The sequence below is a fragment of the Flavobacterium sp. GNP011 genome (genome assembly GCF_056428925.1).
This window is the reverse complement of the sequence record NZ_JBWJVJ010000002.1, coordinates 283,730-307,591: the sequence shown is the minus strand read 5'-3', so window position 1 is coordinate 307,591 and position 23,862 is coordinate 283,730. Positions and strand designations below refer to the sequence as shown.

The 23,862-nt window shown below is 32.6% G+C and carries 20 protein-coding genes; 16 read left to right on the top strand and 4 right to left on the bottom strand.

What is annotated here, in order from left to right; genetic code table 11:
- Positions 1–18 precede the first annotated feature (18 nt).
- From AC061E_RS03930 to AC061E_RS03870, 13 genes are all read left to right on the top strand, one after another.
- Positions 19–1,761: a WG repeat-containing protein gene (locus tag AC061E_RS03930; protein ID WP_478285097.1), complete on the top strand. Its 1,743-nt coding sequence runs from the start codon at positions 19–21 to the stop codon at positions 1,759–1,761.
- The gene (ruvC, locus tag AC061E_RS03925) at positions 1,761–2,315 is read left to right on the top strand and encodes a crossover junction endodeoxyribonuclease RuvC (protein WP_158728399.1); all 555 of its coding nucleotides are present in this window, start codon (positions 1,761–1,763) and stop codon (positions 2,313–2,315) included. The genes AC061E_RS03930 and ruvC overlap by 1 nt, the downstream gene beginning before the upstream one ends.
- Positions 2,316–2,365: 50 nt before the next feature.
- A complete protein-coding gene (gene hemW, locus AC061E_RS03920; protein WP_478285096.1) occupies positions 2,366–3,502 on the top strand; it encodes a radical SAM family heme chaperone HemW in 1,137 nt (378 codons plus the stop codon).
- 91 nt (positions 3,503–3,593) lie between these two features.
- Positions 3,594–4,361, top strand: a complete 768-nt coding sequence (locus tag AC061E_RS03915) for a cyclase family protein (protein ID WP_478285095.1) — start codon at positions 3,594–3,596, stop codon at positions 4,359–4,361.
- Between the two features lie 9 nt (positions 4,362–4,370).
- Positions 4,371–4,736 carry an MmcQ/YjbR family DNA-binding protein gene (locus AC061E_RS03910; RefSeq protein ID WP_478285094.1) on the top strand — a complete coding sequence of 122 codons (366 nt, stop codon included), beginning with the start codon at positions 4,371–4,373 and terminating at the stop codon, positions 4,734–4,736.
- A gap of 117 nt (positions 4,737–4,853) precedes the next feature.
- Positions 4,854–5,267 carry a response regulator gene (locus AC061E_RS03905; protein ID WP_478285093.1) on the top strand — a complete coding sequence of 138 codons (414 nt, stop codon included), beginning with the start codon at positions 4,854–4,856 and terminating at the stop codon, positions 5,265–5,267.
- Between the two features lie 4 nt (positions 5,268–5,271).
- Positions 5,272–5,814 carry a heme NO-binding domain-containing protein gene (locus AC061E_RS03900; protein WP_478285092.1) on the top strand — a complete coding sequence of 181 codons (543 nt, stop codon included), beginning with the start codon at positions 5,272–5,274 and terminating at the stop codon, positions 5,812–5,814.
- Between the two features lie 4 nt (positions 5,815–5,818).
- On the top strand, positions 5,819–8,803 hold the full coding sequence (locus AC061E_RS03895) for a PAS domain S-box protein (RefSeq protein ID WP_478285091.1): 2,985 nt from the start codon (positions 5,819–5,821) through the stop codon (positions 8,801–8,803).
- The gene (locus AC061E_RS03890; protein WP_478285090.1) at positions 8,800–9,933 is read left to right on the top strand and encodes an FIST signal transduction protein; all 1,134 of its coding nucleotides are present in this window, start codon (positions 8,800–8,802) and stop codon (positions 9,931–9,933) included. The genes AC061E_RS03895 and AC061E_RS03890 overlap by 4 nt, the downstream gene beginning before the upstream one ends.
- A complete protein-coding gene (locus AC061E_RS03885) occupies positions 9,933–10,970 on the top strand; it encodes a sensor histidine kinase (RefSeq protein ID WP_478285089.1) in 1,038 nt (345 codons plus the stop codon). Before AC061E_RS03890 ends, AC061E_RS03885 begins: the two co-directional genes overlap by 1 nt.
- Positions 10,957–11,274: an Hpt domain-containing protein gene (locus tag AC061E_RS03880; RefSeq protein WP_478285088.1), complete on the top strand. Its 318-nt coding sequence runs from the start codon at positions 10,957–10,959 to the stop codon at positions 11,272–11,274. The genes AC061E_RS03885 and AC061E_RS03880 overlap by 14 nt, the downstream gene beginning before the upstream one ends.
- 11 nt (positions 11,275–11,285) lie before the next feature.
- Complete coding sequence (locus AC061E_RS03875; RefSeq protein ID WP_478285087.1) at positions 11,286–11,993, top strand: LytR/AlgR family response regulator transcription factor; 708 nt, start codon at positions 11,286–11,288, stop codon at positions 11,991–11,993.
- Between the two features lie 105 nt (positions 11,994–12,098).
- A complete protein-coding gene (locus tag AC061E_RS03870) occupies positions 12,099–12,446 on the top strand; it encodes a hypothetical protein (protein WP_478285086.1) in 348 nt (115 codons plus the stop codon).
- 468 nt (positions 12,447–12,914) lie between these two features.
- Here AC061E_RS03870 and AC061E_RS03865 read toward each other — a convergent pair whose 3' ends face one another.
- The gene (locus tag AC061E_RS03865; protein WP_478285085.1) at positions 12,915–14,975 is read right to left on the bottom strand and encodes a tetratricopeptide repeat protein; all 2,061 of its coding nucleotides are present in this window, start codon (positions 14,973–14,975) and stop codon (positions 12,915–12,917) included.
- A gap of 152 nt (positions 14,976–15,127) precedes the next feature.
- Here AC061E_RS03865 and AC061E_RS03860 point away from each other — a divergent pair, with 152 nt between their 5' ends.
- Genes AC061E_RS03860 through AC061E_RS03850 form a run of 3 tightly spaced genes read left to right on the top strand, consistent with a single transcriptional unit; the run spans position 15,128 to position 17,919 of the window.
- Positions 15,128–15,418 carry an STAS domain-containing protein gene (locus tag AC061E_RS03860; RefSeq protein ID WP_478285084.1) on the top strand — a complete coding sequence of 97 codons (291 nt, stop codon included), beginning with the start codon at positions 15,128–15,130 and terminating at the stop codon, positions 15,416–15,418.
- Between the two features lie 24 nt (positions 15,419–15,442).
- Positions 15,443–16,702 (top strand): MATE family efflux transporter, encoded by a 1,260-nt coding sequence (locus AC061E_RS03855; protein ID WP_478285083.1) that lies wholly within the window; start codon positions 15,443–15,445, stop codon positions 16,700–16,702.
- Between the two features lie 38 nt (positions 16,703–16,740).
- Positions 16,741–17,919 (top strand): glycosyltransferase, encoded by a 1,179-nt coding sequence (locus tag AC061E_RS03850; RefSeq protein WP_478285082.1) that lies wholly within the window; start codon positions 16,741–16,743, stop codon positions 17,917–17,919.
- On the opposite strand, the gene AC061E_RS03845 is transcribed toward AC061E_RS03850, so the two are convergent.
- From AC061E_RS03845 to AC061E_RS03835, 3 genes are read right to left on the bottom strand one after another with little or no spacing between them, the layout of a single operon-like run.
- Complete coding sequence (locus AC061E_RS03845) at positions 17,916–19,469, bottom strand: glycoside hydrolase family 2 TIM barrel-domain containing protein (RefSeq protein ID WP_478285081.1); 1,554 nt, start codon at positions 19,467–19,469, stop codon at positions 17,916–17,918. The two genes, AC061E_RS03850 and AC061E_RS03845, sit on opposite strands and share 4 nt — an antisense overlap.
- Positions 19,453–20,682, bottom strand: a complete 1,230-nt coding sequence (locus tag AC061E_RS03840) for a hypothetical protein (protein ID WP_478285080.1) — start codon at positions 20,680–20,682, stop codon at positions 19,453–19,455. The genes AC061E_RS03845 and AC061E_RS03840 overlap by 17 nt, the downstream gene beginning before the upstream one ends.
- Positions 20,682–23,774, bottom strand: a complete 3,093-nt coding sequence (locus AC061E_RS03835) for a putative glycosyltransferase family protein (protein ID WP_478285079.1) — start codon at positions 23,772–23,774, stop codon at positions 20,682–20,684. Before AC061E_RS03835 ends, AC061E_RS03840 begins: the two co-directional genes overlap by 1 nt.
- Positions 23,775–23,862 lie beyond the last annotated feature (88 nt).

Below are 23,862 nucleotides of genomic sequence, written 5' to 3'. Positions count from 1 at the left end.
AACTTTAAACTAAATCGTTTGGCAAAATCACTTTTGATCGTATTACTGATGGTTCTACCGTTTTTTTCTTGTAAAAAAGAAATTGGCTTTGACAAACAAGCTGCTTATGTTAGAGTTAATGGGGATGGGTCATGGGGATATAATGACGCAAAAGGTAATGTTGTTATACCCTTAGGGGAATATACTTTTTTGAATCCCATGGATGATCATCAAATGATACATGCTACCAAATGGGATAAAAAGGGCTACATAGATATTTATCAAAATGAAATCGTTCCAATTATATATGATGAATTAAATTTGTATTCAGAAGGGCTGGCTGCTGCAAAAATTAAGGGTAGGTATGGATTTTTAGATAGAAAAGGAAAAGAAGTTATAGCTTTCCACTTTGACCAAGCAGATGATTTTAATTCTTTAGGTTTAGCTTTAGTTAAAAAAAATTTTAACTATGGATTAATCAATAAAATAGGAGTAACTATTGTTCCTTTTAATTTTCAAGAAATTATTGTTTTAGATTCGGTTAAGTTAATTGCTGTATGTAAAAATAATAAATGGGCATTTTATTCCATTTCAGGAAAACCAATGTCGAATTTTGAATACGATGAAATTAAGTTCACTAATAGCAGTTTAGTTTTAGTGAGAAAGGAAAGTAAATTAGGGTTTTTAGATTCTAATTTAGCGGTAAAAATTCCATTTGGTAAATATAAATTTGCTACAAATTTTAATAAAAATAATTTAGCAATTGTATCTGTAAACAACCGTTATGGACTCATAAATTTGAAAGACAGTCAGGTAATTATAACTCAATTTGACTCTATAGGTTATTTGCAAGAAGAGTATAGTGAGTCAGATAGTTACGTGGGTTTTAAAAAAAACAGTCTTACATTATTTGATGAAAAGGGTAATGTGCTGATTGATAGGGTAAAAGATTATTTTAAAGATCATATTAAGATAGATAATAAAATCAAAGTTATCTATCAAGTTCAAGGGATGGACGGACTTTCGGGAGTGATTGATGATCGAGGTAACATTTTGATCCCTTTAAAGTATCAAGAAATAGAGCGTTTTGAAGGTTTGAATAAAACAGTCGTAAAAAACAATGGAAAATACGGATTGATAGATTCCAAAAATAAAATTGTATTGCCAATAGATAATGAATCTGTTGTCTCATTTAAGAATGAAAAATATTATATCATAAAGAAAAACGAAAAGGTTGGGATTGTAGATTATAATTTTAGAATTCTTTTTGATTTTATTTATCAAGATATTTCACCCTGTACTTATGATCATGATAATCGTTTTATGGTGAAATTAAAAGATAAATATGGTGTAATTGACAGATCGGGAAAAGTTATTATTCCTTTTGAATATAGTGAAATGTCAAACTGGGTAGAGTACGGACCTGGTTCTAATTATCATTTTGTCACAAAAAACAAGAAGTTTGGATTGATTACAAAAGAAGGAAAAGTTGTGATTCCGGCTGTTTATGATAAGTTATATTATCTTACTGATCAAAATATTATTTTGTTGAAGAATAAAAAATATGGAGTTGTAACAATACAAAATAGACAGGTTATTCCATTTGATTATGATATTGTTTGTTCACTATCAAATTATCCAAACAAAATTGTAAATGAGTTTTATGTCCAAAAAAAAGAGCGTTTTTTTGTAATAAATAACAAGAACGAGGTCATTCGAAATAAAATTTCGGCTATGGAAAAAGAAATGATAGATATGGAAATGAAATTTTTAAAACAATAATGTCAAACGAACGCATCATATTAGGAATTGACCCTGGAACCACGATTATGGGTTTTGGGTTGATCAAAATTGTCAATAAAAAAATGCATTTTTTGCAATTGAACGAATTGCAATTGTCTAAATACGACAATCATTATCAAAAACTGAAAATCATTTTTGAACGAACGATTGAATTAATCGATACGCACCATCCAGACGAGATTGCCATTGAAGCGCCTTTCTTTGGTAAAAACGTACAATCGATGCTCAAGTTGGGGCGTGCACAAGGTGTAGCCATGGCGGCGGGACTTTCTAGAGATATCCCTATTACGGAATATGAACCAAAGAAAATTAAAATGGCTATCACCGGAAACGGAAATGCCACAAAAGAACAAGTTGCCAAAATGCTGCAACAGCTTTTAGGATTGAAAGAATTGCCTAAAAATCTCGATAGTACGGATGGTTTGGCAGCAGCAGTTTGTCATTTTTTCAATTCAGGAAAAGTGGTTGGTGCTAAAAGTTATACCGGTTGGGATGCTTTTGTGAAACAAAATGAGGAACGAGTGAAGAAATAGTTTTCAGTCGCAGCAACTGTAAACTGCGACTGTGACTGAATACTATAGAAATGAGCGGAATCTACATACACATACCCTTTTGCAAACAGGCGTGTCATTACTGTGATTTTCATTTTTCGACTTCTATGAAGAAGAAAGAGGAGATGGTTTTGGCTATTGCCAAGGAATTGCAAATGCGTAAAAGCGAGTTTGAAAAGGAACAAGTTGAGACTATTTATTTTGGTGGTGGGACGCCAAGCGTATTAACTTCAGAAGAAATTAATTTTTTGATTGAGACAGTTTATAGTCATTATGTAGTGATTGAAAATCCAGAAATTACACTCGAAGCCAATCCAGATGATTTGTCTAGCGAGCGAATACTTGAATTGTCACAAAGCAAAATAAATCGTTTAAGTATCGGGATTCAGTCGTTTTTTGAAGAGGATTTAATTCTTATGAATCGTGCTCATAATTCGGCGGAGGCCAAAAAATGTTTAGCAGAAGCTACTCGCTATTTTGATAATATTTCTCTTGATTTGATCTATGGAATTCCTGATATGAGCAATGAGAAATGGAAACAAAATATCGAAACAGCGTTGTCTTTTGGTATACCGCATATTTCAAGTTATGCCTTGACTGTTGAACCTAAAACGGCATTAAACAAACTTATACAAACGGGAAAAATAGCCAAACCCAACGATGAATCTGCGCAAGAACATTTTGCTATTTTGGTTGAAATGCTAGAGGCCAATGATTTTATACATTATGAATTGTCGAATTTTGGCAAGGCCAATTATTTTTCAAAGAACAATTCGGCCTATTGGTTGGGGAAAAAATACATTGGAATTGGCCCATCAGCACACAGTTATGATGGTGTTTCAAGGAGTTGGAATGTGTCAAACAATTCCCTTTATTTAAAATCCATTCACGAAAATAAAATCCCAAACGAAATAGAAATTCTTTCGATTACGGACAGTTACAACGAATATGTTATGACGGGATTACGGACTGTTTGGGGCGTTTCTTTGGAAAGAATTGAAACTGAATTTGGAAGCGAATATCTAGAATATTTGAATAAACAATCTCAGAAATTCCTTGATGATGATTTGGTTTTTATTGAAAACAATATTTTGAAGCCAACACCCAAAGGAAAGTTTTTGACAGATGGAATTGCATCAGACTTATTTTACTTAAATTTGGAAGAGTAATTTAAACACAAGGTTCGCAAAGTTTTTCGCAAAGTTCGCTAAGCTTTGTGATTTTGGTCATTCTCTTAGCATCCTTTGCGGTAATAAAACTATGAAAGCAAAAATTAACAACTTTGAAATTGACCTATCAAAACCCATTGATATTTCGATTCCGTTAACCAATACTGATGAAAACCCAATTGCTTGGTATATTGAAAAACCAACAATTGAACCCGTGGTTTTTGGGGATTGGATCGGAAAAGTTTCGGAAGGGAAATCTTCTACAAATTTCAATAATATTTTTTTTAATCCGCATGGACACGGAACGCATACGGAATGCTTGGGGCATATCACACGTGATTTTTACAGCATCAATCAATGTTTGAAACGGTTTTTCTTTTTGGCCGAATTAATTTCGATTCAACCGGAATTACATCAGCAAGATTTGGTAATTACCAAGAGTCAAATTGAAAAAACTTTAATGGGAAAAACTCCTGAAGCAATTCTCATTAGAACATTACCCAATTTAGCGAGCAAAAAGAATTTTAAATATTCGAATACCAATCCGCCTTATTTAGCTGAAGATGCCGCGCGTTTCATTCGCGAAAGCGGAATCCAGCACTTATTGATTGATTTACCGAGTGTGGACAAAGAGCACGATGATGGGAAATTAGTGGCACACAAAGCCTTTTGGAATGTAACAGATGTTCATAATCTCAATCCTAATGCACGACTAGATTGTACCATTACCGAAATGATTTATGTGGCTGATGAAATTAAAGATGGCAGTTATTTACTGAATTTACAGATTGCTTCTTTTGAGAATGATGCCAGTCCGAGTAAACCTATATTATATACTATCATCAAATTGAAAAAATAATTTTAGAAAATGAATTTAGAAACATACTATGAATTTTGTCTTTCAAAAAAAGGAGTGACAGAACATTTTCCTTTTGATCAGGATACAATGGTTTTTAAAGTAGGTGGTAAGATGTTTGCGTTAACATCTTTAAGCCGGTGGGAGAAAGGTCAACCATCAGTAAATTTAAAGTGTAACCCAGAGCGTGCTCTTGAATTACGCGCGGAGTATGATGACATTCAGCCCGGTTTTCATATGAGTAAAATTCATTGGAACACCGTAGCTGTAAATAAATCGGTTTCAGACCATCTATTAAAGGAGTTGATTGAACATTCTTATGAATTAATTTGTAATAGTTTGCCCAAAAAAATTCAACTTGAATTAAAATTGTTATAACCAGTTATCGATACTTAATGCATTTTGGTCTATATCAAACTCAGTTATATCGATAGCGCTTAATTGCTTGGTATAACTTTACTACTTTTAGTTTTTAAAAAATAACTCCTAAAGACTATGACAAAGGCACTAAATATTTTGCTTATAGAAGATGATGAAATTGAAGTAATGAAGTTTAATAGGGTTTTAAGTACCTTAAAAACAGCTCATAAAATTGTTGAGGCAAATAATGGTGAGGAAGCTATTACAATATTAAAGGAAAAAGAAATTGTTCCAGATATTATTGTTTTGGATTTGAACATGCCTAAAATAAATGGAATTGAGTTCCTAGGGATATTAAAGTCAGATGAGTATTTAAAATACATTCCTGCAATCGTATTGACAACATCTAGCAATAGGTCAGATTTGTTAGAATGCTACAGAATAGGAATTGCGGGTTATTTGTTAAAGCCCTTAAAATATGATGAGTATGTGGATAGGGTTACAAAACTTGTTGAATATTGGAGTGCAAATGAGTTAATCACAAATTAAGATTATGTACGGTATTGTAAATAAATCAATAGAAGACTTAGTAGTTGCTAATTTTGGTAGAGAAAAATGGGAAATTGTTCATGAGAAAAGCGGCGTTGATGTTGATTTTTTTCTAAGCAATGAAGTCTATGATGATGCTATAACTTATCAAATTGCTACCACACTTTCAGAAGAAATGAACATGACTTTGAGTCAGGTACTAATTGCTTTTGGAGAATGGTGGGTAGTGCATACTACATCTGAGAAATATCCAGGATTAATGGAGTCTGGAGGAAAGAGTTTGAGTGATTTTTTAATCAATTTACCTAATTTTCACAATAGGGTTATGCTTGTTTATCCTAAACTAACTCCTCCAGAGTTTAAAGTAAGTGACGTTAGTAAATCTGGGCTTAATTTGCATTATCACTCTAAGAGAGTTGGGCTTCAAGATTTTGTTAAAGGTATTATTCAAGGACTGAGTATTATATACAAAACACCCGTAACCATAACACTATTACAGTCAAGAAACGAAGGCAGTACTCACGAAATATTCAAAATTAATTGGTAATTCCATGAAGGATCTAGCACTTTGTTTTGATGAAAACAGTTTGAATAGATTGTTCCCATTTTACATTCTGGTTTCTCCAGATTTTGAAATTATAAATTTTGGTAAAAGCCTAGGCAAAGTATGTCAAGGCTTAAGCAATAATGCTTTATTTACAAGTGTATTTAAAATTGTAAGACCACAACTAGATTTTATTTCTTATGAGGAAATTGTCTCACATTGCAATAATCATATTGTAATTCAAAATAATATATCAGGTCTCACACTTCGAGGGCAGTTTGAGTTAGTGGGTGAAAATGTATTGTTTGTAGGCTCTCCTTGGTTTACATCTATGGTAGAACTCATGAACAAAGGCCTTACATTTGAAGATTTTGCTCCAAATGACCCTTCAATTGATTTGTTACATGTTCTTAACAATGCTGATAATACATCTAAGGAATTAAAAGAATTGTTGACAACCATCAATGATCAAAAAAACAAGTTGAATCAAGCTAATAAGGAAATTAAAGATATTGCTCTTTTCACAACGCAAAATCCAGATCCTTTAATCCGTATTGATAACAAAGGCAATCTTTTGAAACGTAATCCAGCTGCAGAACAATTAACAACCTTTCTTTACGACGGTAGTAATTATCTAACGGATGATTTTTTTAAACATATTGTAACAAAAATTGATTTTGACAAAGAAAGATGGATATTTGAAGCCCAAACTAATAATAAAGTTTATTCCTTTGTTTGTAAGACTCTAAAAGAACAAGGTTATGTAAATATTAATGGTCGTGATGTAACAGAGCAGAAGAAAAGTGAAGCAGATTTAAACAGATTGTCTCTTGTAGCAAGTACCAATGTTAATGCGGTAATTTTTACAGCACTTGATGGAACTGTTAATTGGGCTAACGAGGGTTTTGTGAAACTTACGGGATACTCCTTGCAAGAGGCAATAGGGCGTACCACTGAGGATTTGTTTCATGGAGCCTTAGTAGATCAATCTATATTTGATGCAATAAAAACTGCAAAGGTAAAAGGAGAACATTTTAATCAGGAATTAATACATTATAAAAAGGATAGTACGTGGTTTTGGGCTAAGGCTGAAGGACAACCTTTATTTGACAAACACGGAAATGTAACAGAATATTTTGCATTAATAGAGGATATCACAGTTAAAAAAAGAGACGAAGAGGAGTTTAAAAGGTTGTCACTAGTTGCAAGTTTAAACAATAATGGTATTGTGTTTACTATGCCTAATGGTAAAATATTTTGGTGTAATGATGCTTATACTACCTATACGGGTTATTCCAAAGATGAAATTATAGGTAGAACTCCAGTGCAAATAGGTAGAACCTCGGATATTGATGATGAGCAGTTGAATATTATGGTAACTTCTTTTTATAATGGATTTCCATTTGATGTTGAATTGAAGCATGGAAGGAAAGATGGTAGTTCTTTTTGGGTTAAGGCCAAAGGGCAGCCCATACTTGATGAAAATGGTAAGGTTACTCAATTTTTCGCCATGATTGAGGATATCTCTCTCAAAAAAAGGTATGATGAAAGTTTACAAATTGAAAAAGAGAAGTACAGAGGAATAATTGCAAACATGAATCTTGGATTGCTTGAAGTTGATCTTGATAATAAGATTACCATGGCTAATCAAGGTTTTACAACTATGAGTGGCTATACACAACAAGAGCTCTTAGGAAATAATGCTATAGAAATCTTTGTTAATGAAAGCGGTAAGGATATACTAATGACAAAAGATAAATTAAGAGCTGATGGATTAACAGATTCCTATGAGTTGCTAGTATTTGATAAAAATAAAAAAGAAAGAATATGGCTTATTAGTGGTGCTCCAAATTATGATTTACAAGGTAATTTAATAGGTTCAATAGGAATTCACCTAGACATTACACATCAAAAAAATCAAGAGCAGCAATTGTATTTGTTATCGTTGATTGCTGAGAAAAATTTAAATTCGGTCATAATTGCAGATAAAAAGGGTAGAATAGAATGGGCTAATACAAGCTTTTTAAGGATGTCTGGGTATTCTAAGGAGGAAATTATAGGGCGGTCACCTGGTGAATTGTTACAAGGTCCAGAATCGAATCCTGAGGTGATTCTTTATTTGAGAAATCAAATTAAAAAAGGCCTCCCTTTTAATTGTGAGATCATTAATTATTCAAAAAACAAAGAGAAATACTGGGTACGTATTCAAGGGCAAGCACTTTATGACAAAGTCGGGAAAATAATAAAATATTTTGCTATTGAAGAAGATATTACAGCACAAAAAGAATTAGAATCCCAAAAAGAGAATTTGTTATCTGATTTAGAAAAAACTAATAAAGAACTTGAGGATTATGCGCAAATTGTTTCACATGATTTAAAATCGCCTTTACGGAGTATTAATTCGTTGATTACCTGGATTAAAGAAGAAAATGCAGGTAATTTTGACGCACCAACTCAAAAATATTTTTCATTAATTGAGCATAAAGTCGAGAAAATGGATCACCTTATTGAGGGTATTTTAACATATTCTAAAATTGATAAGGAGGCAGCAAAATCAGAAATTATAGATACTCATGAAATTGTACAGAGTATTATAGATATTATTCATCTTCCAGATCATATTACTGTTTCTATTTTAGGTTTACTACCTAGTATTAAAGCAGATCGGTTTAGGATACAACAATTATTTCAAAACTTGATAGGAAATGCAGTTAATTATATAGATAAGGAACAAGGTTTAGTTGAGGTGGCCGTAATTGAAGATGGTGGCACATATGTTTTTTCTATAAAAGACAATGGGGTTGGAATGCCAAAAGAAATTCATTCAAAAATATTTGAAACCTTTAAGTCATTTACAACAAGTAAACACTCAACAGGTATAGGGTTGTCAATTGTAAAGAAAATTATAACTTTTTATCAAGGGGAAATTTGGTTAGAAAGCCAAGAAGGTATAGGGACCACATTCTTTGTTAAATTAAAAAAAGAAACATGAAAATTATTCAAGCTAACAAATTAGCCCGAGGTGGATGGAGCTATATACAAGAAAAGTCAAAATTACTAAATCCACTTGTTCTTGTTTTTGGGAATCGTTTTTTATTAGCAAACACGGAGGTTTTACAGGATATTCGTAACGAGTTCCCGTATGAACATCTTGTTTTTGGTTCTACTTCAGGTGAAATTTCAGGTTCAAGTGTTAATGATGATTCTGTTTCTGTAATTGCCATAGAGTTTGAAAAATCTAGTTTTGTTGTTAAACGAGAAAATATTTTAGATTTTAACAAAGATGCTAAACTTCTTGGAGAGCACTTGTTTAACCAGATGCCGCAAGAAGGTTTAAAACATTTGTTTGTTATATCTGAGGGAAGCTTTGTAAACGGAAGTTCTCTTATTGCAGGACTTGAATCTAATTTGTTTTCAGGTTTATCCATAACAGGCGGTATGTGTGGTGATGATGCACGTTTTGAAAAAACACTTGCCTCATACAAGGAAGATCCAAAAGAGGGTGAAGTAGTATTAATAGGTTTTTATGGGTCAACATTTGAGGTTTCGTATGCTAGTTTTGGTGGTTGGATTCCCTTTGGCCCAGAGCGCGTTATCACAAAGTCAGTCGCAAATGTCTTGTATGAAATTGATGGTCAACCAGCTTTAGACCTCTATAAAAAATATCTAGGAGATAAATCTAGTGAACTTCCGCAAGCTTCTTTATTATATCCGCTAAATGTAAGACCGGATGGTAAGAAAGAACCAGTGGTACGTACTATTTTAAATATTGATAATGATACACAGTCTATGATTCTTGCAGGTGATGTGCCTGTAAATTCAAGAGTTCAACTCATGATGGCATCAGTTGATGGGATTGCACAAGGTGCTAATACTGCCGCAAAATATGGTATGAAAAATAGAACTACAGCTCCTGAATTAGCTCTTTTGGTAAGCTGTATTGGCAGGAAATTAGTAATGAGTCAGCGAGTTGAAGAAGAAATAGAGCACGTTAGAGAGGTTATTGGTCAACAAGTTCCTATTGCAGGATTTTATTCTTATGGTGAAATGGCTCCTTTTAATGGAGAGACCGCTTGTGAGCTACACAATCAAACGATGACATTAACCTTAATAAGCGAATAATGCATTCATTACTTAAACGTCAGATAGATAAAAAACTTGCGGGAGGTCTTAATGACTTGGATATTTTTATGGATGCAGTCAATGAATCGTATCAAAATTATGAGAGTCAAATAGATATGCTCCAGCGCGCTATGAAAATTAGTTCTGATGAATTATTTGAGGCGAATCAAAAATTAAGGGATGAAGCTAAAAGCCTAAAAGAATTAAATAAAAACTTACAGTCTATTCTTGATTCCATGAGCGTAGGACAAGAATTTATGAATAATACAACGGTTTTTGATTCTTCTGATTACATTAAACAACAATCTATTGAAATTGTAAAAATTAATAAACAAAGAGAAGAATTGTTATTTAATCTTGAAAAACAAAACAAAGCATTGAATGAATATGCCCATATGGTTTCACATGATTTAAAGGCACCTTTGCGTAGTATTGATACCTTGATTAACTGGTTTATTCAAGACAATGAGTCTTTAATGAACGTGGCTAATTTGAATTCTTTGAATAGAATTTTGTTAAATGTAGAGAAAATGGATTCGTTAATTACAGGGATATTAAACTATTCCTCTATTGAAAATGAGACGCATGAAGAACGAGTTATTGATGTTAATCATGTTGTGCAAGATTTCTTGAAAACTATTGAAATTCCAAATAATGCAAACATTAGCATAACTAATGATCTTCCTGTTTTAATGGGAAATGATTTTAGATTGAAGCAACTTTTTCAAAATCTAATACAAAATGCGCTTAAATACAATGATAAAGAACACATTGAGATTGAGATCTCAAATACCGAAAATGAACAAGAATATTTATTTCAAATAAAAGACAACGGTATTGGTATTCCACAGGTATACCAGCACAAGGTTTTTGATATTTTTTCAAAATTACAAAATGACGATAACTCCTCTGGAATAGGGCTTTCTATCGTAAAAAGAATAATTGAGTTTTATAAAGGAAGAATTTGGCTTGAAAGCCAAGAAAAAGTAGGAACTACTTTTTTCTTCACAATACCAAAGGATCATGGAAACGCCTAATTTGAATTATGTAAATGAATTGTCTGGTGATAATGAGCAATTCAAAGAAAAAATAATAAATATTATAAAAAAAGAATTGCCTGCAGAGGTTAAAACCTATGAAAATTACATGCATGAATCAGATTTTTTTAATGCTGCGCAATCTGTTCATAAACTGAAACATAAAATTTCTATACTAGGTCTCGAAAAAAGTTATTATATTGCTGTTGATTATGAACATAATTTAAATAATGACTCTGTAGCCCTAAAAAATGATTTTGAAACAATTTTAAAGGCTATGCAGGATTTTGTTATAAAACTCTAAAAAACAGCTGTATGAATTGCATTATTGTCGATGATGAAGAAATGGCAAGAGCCATAATAGCGCAATTTGTAATAACTTCAACAGATATTGAATGTATAGGAGAATTCTCAAGTGCCATTGATGCCATGAAATTTTTAAATCAAAAACAAGTTGATCTTATATTCTTGGACATCCACATGCCTAATTTCTCAGGTTTTGATTTTATTCAAACTATAAAAAATCCTCCTCGAATTATCTTAGTAACTTCTGATAGAGATTTTGCTATTGATGCCTTTGAATATGAATGTATTGTAGATTATCTTGTGAAACCCATTACAGAATCTCGATTTTTAAAAGCGATTCAAAAAGTTACAGTTGTAAAAACCGATGAAGCACAAGCAGCTACACCTCTACAAGCAGAAGAAAAATCCAACCATTTCTATGTAAATATAGATCGTAGATTGATAAAAATTGATAATTTTTCAGTGAATGTTATTGAAGCCAAAGGGGATTACATTCATATAAGGACTGACACTAAAAACTACATTGTACACTCGACAATGAAAAAGATAGAAGATAAACTTCCCAAAGATTTATTCTTGAAAATTCATCGTTCCTTTATTATTAATGTTACCAAAATTATTGATATTGAAGATAATAGTGTTTTAATTGCAAAAGATGTTATTCCAATAAGTAGGTCAAATAAAACGGAACTTTTAAAACGAATCAATGTGCTTTAGGTTACTATTTATACTACAATAAACGCAAAAACATGTATTTCATCGATTATTTTTGCATTTAATCTATAATGTTGTTATTTTAGATCTGTGTTTAAAATAATAAGTATGAAAGTAAATCTACCCAACACTGTAACTTTAGCTCTTGATTCTTCAAACAATGAGTTATCTGGTTACTTTTTAGTTTCCACAAAATGGACTGTAATAAATGACGCTAACATTACTTTCGTAAGAAAAAATGCGTTAGGCTACTGTTACAGTGTAGACTGGGCAGGACCATTAACTAAGCACGAAGTCTTAAAATTGAGTAATAATAGTGCATCAATAACTATTGTAAGTATTGCTACGATAAGGCCTTTTCTGAAAACGACGAATGATAAAATTTACCTCCCAAATACCGCTGATGTGCGAAAAGCAATTGGTATTGATAATGAGGATCTACAATTAGCAAACTAAATAAAAACTTGTCCTCAAAATTATTCTTACAAAATTTCATTTGGCTACACTCTTAAACCGTTTACCTAAGGTTATTATTCACTTATCGAAAACATTACTTTCTATCTTTAGTTTGTATGTATCTTTGTTAAGCAATCAAGAAGTAAACCCTTTTTGACCCCAAATCAAATTTTTTAAATGCTGTTTTAATAGATTATGAAAATATTCTTATTTAGTATAAATAGTTTTTAAAAGCAAGTTTAATTTTTTAGTTTCATTGTTGAGTTAGTAAAAAAAGACTGCTGCCACGAGCAGTCTTTTTTGTTTATACTAAAAACGAAACTTTGATTTATAAGAGAGATTTTAAGTTGAAAGGATACTTTTTACATCAAACTTAAACCCATTTTATATTATTTCCATGAATAAAAAACAAAGAAAGACTGCTAGCAAGAGCAGTCTTTCTTTGTAAATAATATGTATAAAATAGTTTTACTTGAGTGTAAACAAAGGATCACGGGTTAAATTCCATTTTACTCGTAAGCCAAATTCATTAAAAGTAAATCCAGATGCAGTAGTAGAGGCAATATTACTTCGGGTTACATAAATATTACTCAACAGCCTATCCGAAAATTTATAGCCTAATTTTCCTTGAATACGATAGGTCCACTGTTTTGAATTGTCTTCAATAAACTGGTATCCTGTAGCCAAGTTAGCATTGTAAAACCAAGATTTAGACTCAATAATTTTTTCGTCTTTTAATACTTCTAAAAATAGTTCTACAGCGTTGAATTTCTTTGGACTAAAATAATCAGTAGGAACGCGATCTTTAAAAGCTATGTATTGATAGTTTAATCCACCTTTTAGAACAGGTTTAGAGAGGAAATTATAGTAAAAAGAGGTAAATAATAAATTTCGATTGTTGTTATCTGTTTGCGAAGTGAAAAAATATTGAGTAAACCAACCAAAATTAAAGTTGGTACTCAAATTATAATTTAAATAATAGTTGTTGGTAGCAATTTGCTTGTCAATAAGATCAGTATTAAAGTTTTGCATCTCACGCTTGTAACCCACTTCAAGATCTTGAAGTTTCATAGGCTTCATCTTGAAATAAGTATGCAATAAAAGTTGGTTGTAATTAGAAGTCAATGAACTTGCAGTATTTACCCCAGTCTCAAAGGTGTAACTTATTTTAGGATGAAATTGATAACTTGCTCCAATCAAGTAATCATTACTTTGTGCATTTTTCAATGTAACTGTATTTTCAGTTTTACGGTATTGATAGGTTGCATTTACGGTCCATTTTATAGACAAAGGTATTGTAACAGCTGTTCTTGTGGCTATAGCTGTATTATTACCATTATCAAAAGAGTAGCTTAATTTTTCTTCGATAAAAGGAGTAAAATCTTCTTTCATTTTTTTTATAAATTGAAGTGCATCTCCTTGATTATTAAAAATGGATAAAGTAGTGATAGCTGCCTGATACGCCATACTTGTCTCACCAGATGCTTTGTAAGCATTGGCAATACCTAAGTTACCATCAAATGATTTTGTGTCGTTTTCTAAAATTTTTTTATAATAAGTGATGCTATCTGGGAAATTACTTTTGTAAATATCCAGCGTTGCTGCTAGTGACAAAACCCAGTTTTCATTGGGGTATTTCAATTGTAATGCTTCAATATATACTTTAGCTTCTTTGTATTTTTTATTCCAAATCAAGGCTTGGGCATATCGCTCTTGAGTTTGTTTTTTTAAACTTTCATCACTTATGTTTTGCGATAAGGATAAGGATTCAGTAGCTAGTTTTAAGGCCTCTTTTTCTTTATTGTCAATGTGTGCTAGAAGTGAAAGTCCATTTAAAGCCAGTACGGGATGGTCTTTTGATAGTAATTGGTACACCGCATTTCCTTTGGCAATATCTTTTGTGATGAGGTACATATTAGCCTTATTCATCAGAGTTTCTTTATCTAATGGAAAATCAACTAGGATTTCATCATAAAACGCCTCGGCTTCTGCGTATTTTTTTTCATTCACATATTGGTAACCATACCCTAATTTAATATATTTTCTGGAAACCAAAGCACCTGGGTTTGCAGCTGACAATTCTAGGGCTTTGTTTACGTTTGCTAGTGCGTTTTGATATTCTTTTAAATTGGATAAGGTATTGGCAAAGCCAAGATGCGCTACAAAATTAGTTGGGTTTTTTTGAACAAGCTCGCTATAAAATACTTTAGCCTCGTCAAATTTTTTGTTCCAAAGCAAAGATTCGGCATAATTTAATTCTATTTCTAAATCTCCGGGATATTCACTCTTTAATTGAATGAAATTTTCAAGTGCTGCAGGAGCTTGATTGTTTAAACCTATGGCTCTAGCATAGCATAGTCGGGCTGTTTTATTTTTTGGATAGTATTTAAGGATATCTTTAAAAAAAAGTTCTGCTTTTGCAAATTCTCCTTTTTCTAGATGGCTAAATCCCACATTCATGTCTTGAGCTTGTAGTGTAAAACTAAGTAGACTAATAAATACAAGCGCAATTTTTTGTAGTAAATTCATAGTTGTAAGGTGTAAGATTCGTTATTGCAAGTTAAGTATTAAATCGTAATATTTCGTCTACACTTTTAGGTTATTCATCTAAGTATTAATGCTTGTTTTTAATAATGTGCGACATTTGACAAAGAAAAAATTTTAATTTCAATACAAATTACATGGCAGTACATATAACGTATAATTCTGGGGTTTATGAAATTAAGGGATTGTTGAGTTCAGAAAACAGTGTATATTTAGAAAATCATTTAAACAGTTTGCTCTCTACTTCAAATGGTATTGTAGTTTCATTTGAAAAAGTAGAATCTATGGATGCGTATACTACCCGAAATGTTCTGGCTATATATGAAAAAGCACAAAAGGATGATAAATCCTTTTTCATCATCGGTAGAAAAAACAAATGTATTTCAGCTTGTTTTGATGCTTTGGATTCTAATTATTTATTACTATAATTTTAAATTTAAAATGTGGACTAAATGAAATTAATTAATAGTATTACCTCAAGAATTCCAAAAACATTAGGTCCAGAACAGCTTTTTATGTTGACCATATTATTGGTAAACGGAGGTAATTATTTGTACAATTTAATTTTGGGTAGGCTTTTAGGTCCCGAAGCATTTTCTGATGCGGCTATATTAATCACCTTACTGCTCATACTATCTTTTATAGGGATGACGTTTCAAATAGTATCCGCTAAATATGCAGTACTTTTTAAAGACAATCAATTATTGTTATTCCTGAAGTTTATCTTGAAATATGCAATTATTTTGGGTATTGTTTTGGGTATCATTATTGTTGTTTTTTATCGCGAATTGCAGGTTCTTTTTCATACTCAAACTGCGTCTATGTTTTATATTTTTGGGATAGGTGTTCCCTTGTATTTTGTAATGAGTGTAAACAGAGGTTTGTATCAAGGTCAAAATAGTCTTTCAAAACTGGCAACAACATATCAAACCGAAATGGGGAGTAGGTTGTTGTTTACAATTCCGGTATTATTTATATTTACTTCAATTCCTAGTTCTGTTGTAGTCTCTGTGGGTATTTTACTGTCTTTTGTTGCGGGATTAATCCCTTTTCAAAAAGCAATTTTCAAGCAATTAGATCCTTTGTGTGCCACAACAATTAATCATCAATCGATTGTTGTTTTTTTTGCCTTGACCGCTTTTTATGAGTGTACTCAAATCATTATAAATAATAGTGATATTATATTAGTCAAACATTATTTTAGTAATACTGATGCGGGTTTGTATGCATCACTTGCCTTAATAGGGCGCGTGGTGTATTTTGTGGCTTGGATGTTTGTAATGCTTTTGTTACCTAAAGTGATTCAAATGAAAAAAGACAATCAGGATACGCTTCCTATTTTGCTTAAATATGTGAGTTATATTGTAGTTTTATCTTCCTTTATTGTTTTGTTTACCGCTATATTTCCAAATTTCGTAGTGCAAATCATGTTTGGTAAAGCTTATGTTTCTATCTCTTACTTACTTTGGAAGTATGCGCTTGCAACCTCACTTTTTGCAGTGGCTAATATTTTTGCCTATTACTATTTGTCCTTAAATCAATACATTCCTGTAGTAGTCTCGGCTGTTTTGGGTTCTGCACAAATCGGTTTAATTATTTTTTACCACAATTCTTTGGAACAAGTGGTTCACATGCAAATTATTGCCATGGTAACCTTGCTTTTTTTCCAATTGTTATATTTCTTTTATAAAAATCGTATTTCATTACAGTAAATAACCAATGCCTAATTATTAAACCAAATTTAAAGCACATGAAAGTAGCCGTAATCACAGCTTTTCCACCAAGTAAAGTAACTCTTAACGAATATGGATATCATTTAGTTAAAAATTTTGCACAAAAAAATGAAATCTCAGAGGTGATTTTACTGTGTGATAAAACTCAAGATGCTAAGCAACTGGACTTTGAAAACAGTGATAAAGTTAAGGTGAGGGAATGCTGGTCATTTAATAGTTACACCAATATTATTTCTATCATGGATGCCATACGTGCTGAAAAACCAGATGCTGTTTTGATTAATTTGCAATTCATGAAATTTGGCGATAAAAAGGTTCCTGCAGCTTTAGGACTCATGATTCCTTCGGTTTTACGATTGAATTCTATCCCAACAGTTTCCTTGCTACACAACATCCTAGAGCAAGTTGATCTGGAGAGTGCTGGTTTTACAGATAATAAACTAGCGCAACGTTTCTATAATTTTGTAGGCACTTCATTGACCAAATTTATATTAAAGTCTGATGTCGTGGCAGTAACTATCAACAAATATGTAGAGGTACTGGTAAAGAAATACAAAGTAAATAATGTTATTGTAGTACCACATGGAACTTTTGATACCATTGACGAACCCTCGTTTGACTTAGTTCCAGGACCAAAACAAATTATGGCTTTTGGGAAATTTGGAACCTATAAAAAAGTCGAAATTTTGATAGAAGCAGCTATAATTATTAGAAAACGTAGTTCAGAAGCCATAGAAGTAGTTGTCGCAGGTACTGATAGTCCTAATACGCCTGGCTATTTAGTGAGTGTTCAAGAAAAATACAAAGATATTCCTGGTATTCGATTTACAGGATATGTTGAGGAGAAAGATGTACCCGTAATCTTTGGAAACAGTACAGTTGTTGCTTTTCCGTACACTTCTACCACAGGGAGTTCTGGGGTGTTACATCAAGCAGGTAGTTATGGCAAAGCTGTAGTCATGCCAGATCTGGGAGATTTAGCATTACTAGTAGAAGAAGAGGGGTATAAAGGCGAGTTTTTTAATCCTGAAAGTGCTGAATCACTTGCAACTGCAATAGAGAAAATAATTAATGATGATGCAAATCGAAAATCAATTGCTATGCAGAACTTTAAAGCAGCAAGCGCTTTATCTATGGCAACAATTACAGACATGTATTTGAAAACATTCCAAAAAATTATAAAATCTAAATTTTAATTCGAAATGTATTTGTACGCGGGTTTGTTTTTTCCTTTAACATCAATAAACCCAAATTGTTTTTGCCTGTTTTTTTGCCAAGGCCATTTTCCAGCAACTTGATCCGGTACTTTTGGAAAATCATACAATGTCCAGGACATAAAGGAATAATTGTTTTTCTTGAAATACGCTTGCATTTTTTGGTGATATTGGGCTTGATTTTCTAAACTACTTTCCCATAAATTCCAAATCCCGCCGTAAGAAGGAACTCCAAATTCTTGAATTACAACCGGTTTCTTAACTGTTTTGATTAAAGTATTGGTTTCATACTCAAGGTGCTTTATATCATTGTAAAAGTGATACGAAACAAAATCTACTTTATCAGCCAGTTGTGAGGCCGCTACAGAGTTTGACCAGCCAATTGTAATTAAGTGTTTGGGGTCATTTTCTCTAACTACCGTAATCATGTGGTCAAGCCATTGCAAAACATTTTCTTTACCTCTGTTTTCAAAATCTAAATTGGGCTCGTTTTTTAAATCCCAAGCTATGATTGCTTTATGGTCTTTAAATGTTGATACTATTTGCTCTGCATGCCTGTGTGTTAAGGTCCAGCTGTCTAAAGAATAGTCACTGTAAAAATCAAATAAAGTTACCATAACCCCAAGATTTTTGGCTGCTGCCAAATCTAAAAGGGTTTTAAGCTTTTCCAATTTTTCTGGGATAATGTTGGCTTTCCCAAAATCATCGTATTGAATAAAAACCCGTATAGAGTTTAAATTTGATTTTTTGATGATGTCAAAATCCTTTGCAATAGTATCCTTGTTAAAGTGTTTCCCAAAGGTATCCCAAGCTGAATTTTTTGGATAGTAATTAATACCTTTGATAACAAATTGTTTTTTGTTTTTAAGGATTTTATCCTCTTGAATACTGTACTCGGGTTCTGGTTGTATGGAGTCTTTAACAAATGGAGAAGGTTCCATTTTTTGAAAATGACGCACACGCCAGTATCCATCTTCAAGCAGCATCATTACTTTGTATGTTGCGGTGTCTTGTACCGTAGTGAGTAAATTTTTATTCAAGTAAATTTTTTGAAACTCAATCACGTTTTTATCTGTAAAAACAACTAGTTGCCCGTCTTCACTGTAGAATTCTAATTCGGGAAAATGTTTTAGTGTGGTGTTTTCAATTGTAATTTTTTGGGCTTTGTTGTTTTGAATGACTTTGTATAGATTATCACGCGTGTTCATGGTATAATAATCGTCAATGCCTTTTGGAGTGTTATTTTGTAAGGCTTTGTTTTTTATGTGCCAAGAAAAGAGGTAGTCCCGTTCAATTTTTCCTAATGTATTTTTCTCCATTTCACGCGCTGGATTTTCAAGTTTGGTCCAGGTTACTTTGGGTAAGTAGACATCCTCACTTTTTGTTTCAAGGTGTAACATGGCACTTCTGTCAGCACCAGTATTCAAGTAATCCAGAATTTTTGCCATACCAAATAGCGTAAAAATACTAATCACGATAAAGGATAGTATAAAGGCCGCTTTGTAAATATTTCGGTTATTGATAATTTTCATACGGTATGGTTTCGGTTTTCTTGGTGATGCCTAGAGTGGTAATTTCAAATTGATAAGCGGATTGTTTGTAAAAAGGAGGCAATAGTATAAATGTAGCTAATCCTTTGGCACTTTCAACAATTTTTGTTTCTATTAATTTGTTTTTATGAAATATTTTTAGTTCTACTTTTATTCCATCTGGAACTATTTGGTTCATGAAACTGGTTAATGGCCCTACCACAATTTTCCGATTTTTTTCAAGAAACTGATAAGGAAAATCTCTTATCAGTGCTTGATACGCAATTTGAATGGGTCTGCTCTCGGCCATGCCCGTAACATAGGCTTTTACCGTATAAATTTCTTGATGATCAGGATGCAATAACTGTGCAATAGCCACACCATTTATAGTGGCTGCAAATGTTTTTAGGAAATTATTATTTTTTGTAGTTACTTGAAATGTAACTAGGGTACCATCTCCTACTAAATTGCCAAATTGATCTTTAATAATCGAAGTTTTTAGTTTGGTAATTTGGTTTCCATCTGCAAATTGATGGTTCCTAGCATAATCAATAGTAAAGTTTGTGGCTATTGATGGCGTAATTTCGGTTTCAAATTCCTTTGATAATGCCGTATTGCATTGTGTTGAAATGAGCATCTTTCCTGATATTGTTCTGGAGTAAATGTTTTTCCATGCTATAAAATCAGCCGTTTTCTTAGTGGTAACAGTAATGTTATCTAGGAATTGATCTTTTATAAACACAGTGGTGTTGTCTGTTTTTGGGTTGTCATAACTGTCCGTGGGGATTGCAACCATCATCGTGTAATGGTCTTGTCCTGTGAGAATGGTAGTTGGACCCAAATAATTTTCAATCAAAGTAGGCGTGACATCATTAGGAACAATTTCAAATTGTCCAGCCGCAATATTCTTTCTATCTTGGATAAGATACCAAGAAACGGTTCCTGTTTTTTTGGCATATAATTCGGGAATACTAAACCGCAATTTATTCTTGTCAACTTTTCCCTTAACGATTGTTTTTCCGTAAGAATGAATCAAAAATAAATCAGCGTTTTTAACCGCTTTTAGTGAAGAAAACTGTAGTAGTATTGGGGTTCCCGCAGTAAATTTTTTTTGGGATGTATCCAATGTAATTGTAGCTGCAGTGCTAGTTGTTTTTACAACTGCAAAAACAACTAGGCAACAGATACAAAGGAGTATGACTGCTATTTTTTTCATTATTTAGGATTACCAATATAGTTATTCAATTCAATTTTTACATAACCAAAACCTTTTCCATTTACTTTTTGTAAAAGTTCTTTCTCCATGACCTTGTTTCTATTGGGAACAATAGTTTGTGCCAGATCTTTATTAGGTAAACCATTTACAAAGCAATTTTCTAATGATGATAAAATAATTTTACAGTTCGTCAAGTCAAGGAGTTTATAATCAAAATATTGCTTGCGTTGCACCCGAACACCTTCCCTAACAAAATAATGATCAACATATAAAAGTTCTTTTTCTTTAGTGTAATAAGATACAATCAATTCTGGAACAGTTACTTCTTGAATCCCATAATTAAAAAGCGTTCCCTTTAGATGGTTATTTTCTACTACAAGGTCTGACAGGGCTACTTGTATATAAAAATCTGTTATGGCAACATTTCCTGCTGATTGAATATCAAAGTTAGATGGTGTTTCGGCAATATTTTTAGGGGTATATTCATTAGGGTTAAAAGTTGTAGGCTTGTTAGCCTCTTTTTTCAACCAAGACACCTCTTCAAAATTTACCTTAAAACTAGTCGTTTCTTTGGGTAAAATTTTATGTTTGATAACGTCTTTAGCATTGAATGTGGCTAATTCTTTATCGTACTTATTGTATAAAGTAGATTTGACAATAACATCAGCTGGACTATTGTCTATGTTTTGTAATTCTCCTATAATTACGTATTCATTGTTGTACTTGATTAATTTTGCCGAAAGTATTTCAAGCTCAGGTTGCTTTAATACATCTTCATGATAGGTTTGTTGTGTGGTTATTTTTCGTCGACCCTGTTTGTAATACTCCGTTAAATTGCTAGATAAAAATTGATCTGGCGGTATGTCTAATGGCGTTTTTTGAGGAAGTATAAACCATTTTCCGTTGCGTTTGATAGTTTCGTGATAGTAATCTTTATTGATGATTTCTAAAGGTGTAATCCATTTTGTTTTGGCAACTAGCGTAGTTCTCTGATCTGTTTTTTTAACAATTTGAATTTCTATGGCATCAAGTTTAGCATACGAATTTAAAATCCCATCTGCTACAGATGTTTCCAGCATGAATTGTGATATAGAAAGTTTGCTTTTTGGGTCAATAAACGAATGGGCTTTTTCATAAAACTTAAAATCCAGCGCATCATAGTAGCTCTTTACTACATTTTCAGGATTTAATTGATTAGAATTGGCAATGTACGTTTTGTATCCGCTAAAGGCTATAATTGCAAATAGTAGAAAAACCCAAACATGTAAAATTGATATTAGTTTTAAGGGGAATTGGGTGTAAGAAATGTTAAACTTAAAAAAATCGGGTTTTGGTTCGTTTTTTAATTTCAACGCTTTAAAAAAAATACTTTGTACATTTACTATAAACGCTATGATAATGGTAAGTATTGGTATAATGCCCCACATTAGTTTAAGGTATACTGGAACTTCATCTTTAGGGAGTACTTTTGGTAACGGAGCAATATTAAGTCGTTCCCAAACCATAATGCCGTTTTCTAACTGAGAAAGGCGGTGCCATCCACAAAAATAAAGTATGGGGTCATAAAATTTATCATTCGAAAACACATATTTTAAATTGTATTTTTCGGGTACGGTTAAGAATTGTTGTAAAGAACCAATTCCTTCCATACCTCTAAACTTAGAATTCTCAAGTCGTTCTATAGCCCGTGAGGTAAGCTCGGGTAATCTCCGGGCTGAGTGGTAATTTCCATCAACCGTTTTGGCATTGGTTTGTGAGGATAACGTTGCCATTTGATCCCCAAAACCTAAGGGTAAATACCGCCATTGATCGTGTTGATCTTGATTTAAAAAGTTGACTAGCGGAAGCGTGTTTATCTTTTGAGGTTGAAAAGGTCTAAAATAACCAAGAGTAATTGTAAAACTGGCAAAAAATAAAAAAGATCCTGCAAAGGCTGCACCCAAAATCCGGTGGTAAATGTTCCCAAATTTATTCTGAATAGCAGTTTTTAAATCCCCTTCAATCAACCGGTACACAAACTCTCCAGACATGGGTAAACTCATAATTGAAGCCCAAAGGGTAAAACGGTCAAGCGTAAGAATGTTAAAAGCATTTTCTCCTAAAACCTTAAGTGGTATTGGCGTTGTGCCTCCCGTCCCTAGTATGGTGAGCAAAGTGATTGACAATCCAAAACAAATGTATCTTTTGCTGAAATAGCGGTAAAATACATAAGGTAAAATAAAAAATAAGATTCCCCATGGTATGACAAAAAACATTAACCCAGATGAAGTTACTTCTAGAAAATTATCGCGGCTGCCATGGGGTATTGGCACTTGATTTATAGGATTTGCCTTAGAATTTACCCAATACGGAAAAATACAAAAGACAATAAGCACTAGTGAACCAGCTCCAAAAATGATAATCCTTTTTAAGAGTTTGAACAAGGTTTGTACAAATAATTTGAATCTTATTTCTTTATAGGAGTTTACCTTTTCCCGAGATACATCCATAACAACAGTACCTATCAAAGGGAAAATAAAAAAAACCATTCCAAATATAGGAGTAACATGATGAGAGCAAATGGTTACTGCAAGTAATGAAAAGGCACTAAGAAGGTTCTTGATTTTGCCAGTTTTTATCCAAAGATAGATTTCGGGCATACAGTGCATTAATATTGATACACCAACAATGCTGGGCAATTGTCCAAAAATATGCAAGGTTTCTACAAATGATGACGAGAATACGGCCACGAGGGCAGCATAACCAGCTACTGTTCTATCGGCAGTAATCAATAGGGTATAGCGGTAAACCCCTGTTATGAACAAAAGAATACCAATAATGGCCAGTGTAAACAAACCAAACTTTAAACCACCTAATAAAGATAACAATCCTATTGCCTGATGTACTAGTGGAGGATAACCCATTACTGTAAATCCTGTGTACCAGCTGTAATTCCAGGGTTCAAACCAACTAGTAGCATAATGATTAGCAAAAAACATGTGAATCAATGCATCATACGTACTTTCTAGCGTGAAAAATATGGCACTACCATGAAAAACCACTCCTATAAGTAGGGCAGCAATTAAATATTTATTTGATTTTTCCTTTGACAATGGCTGAAAATTGATGATTATGTAAATGTATTAATTAAACTGATAATTAAGTAACTACAGCGGCATTAACTCTTAGATTTTATTGTGT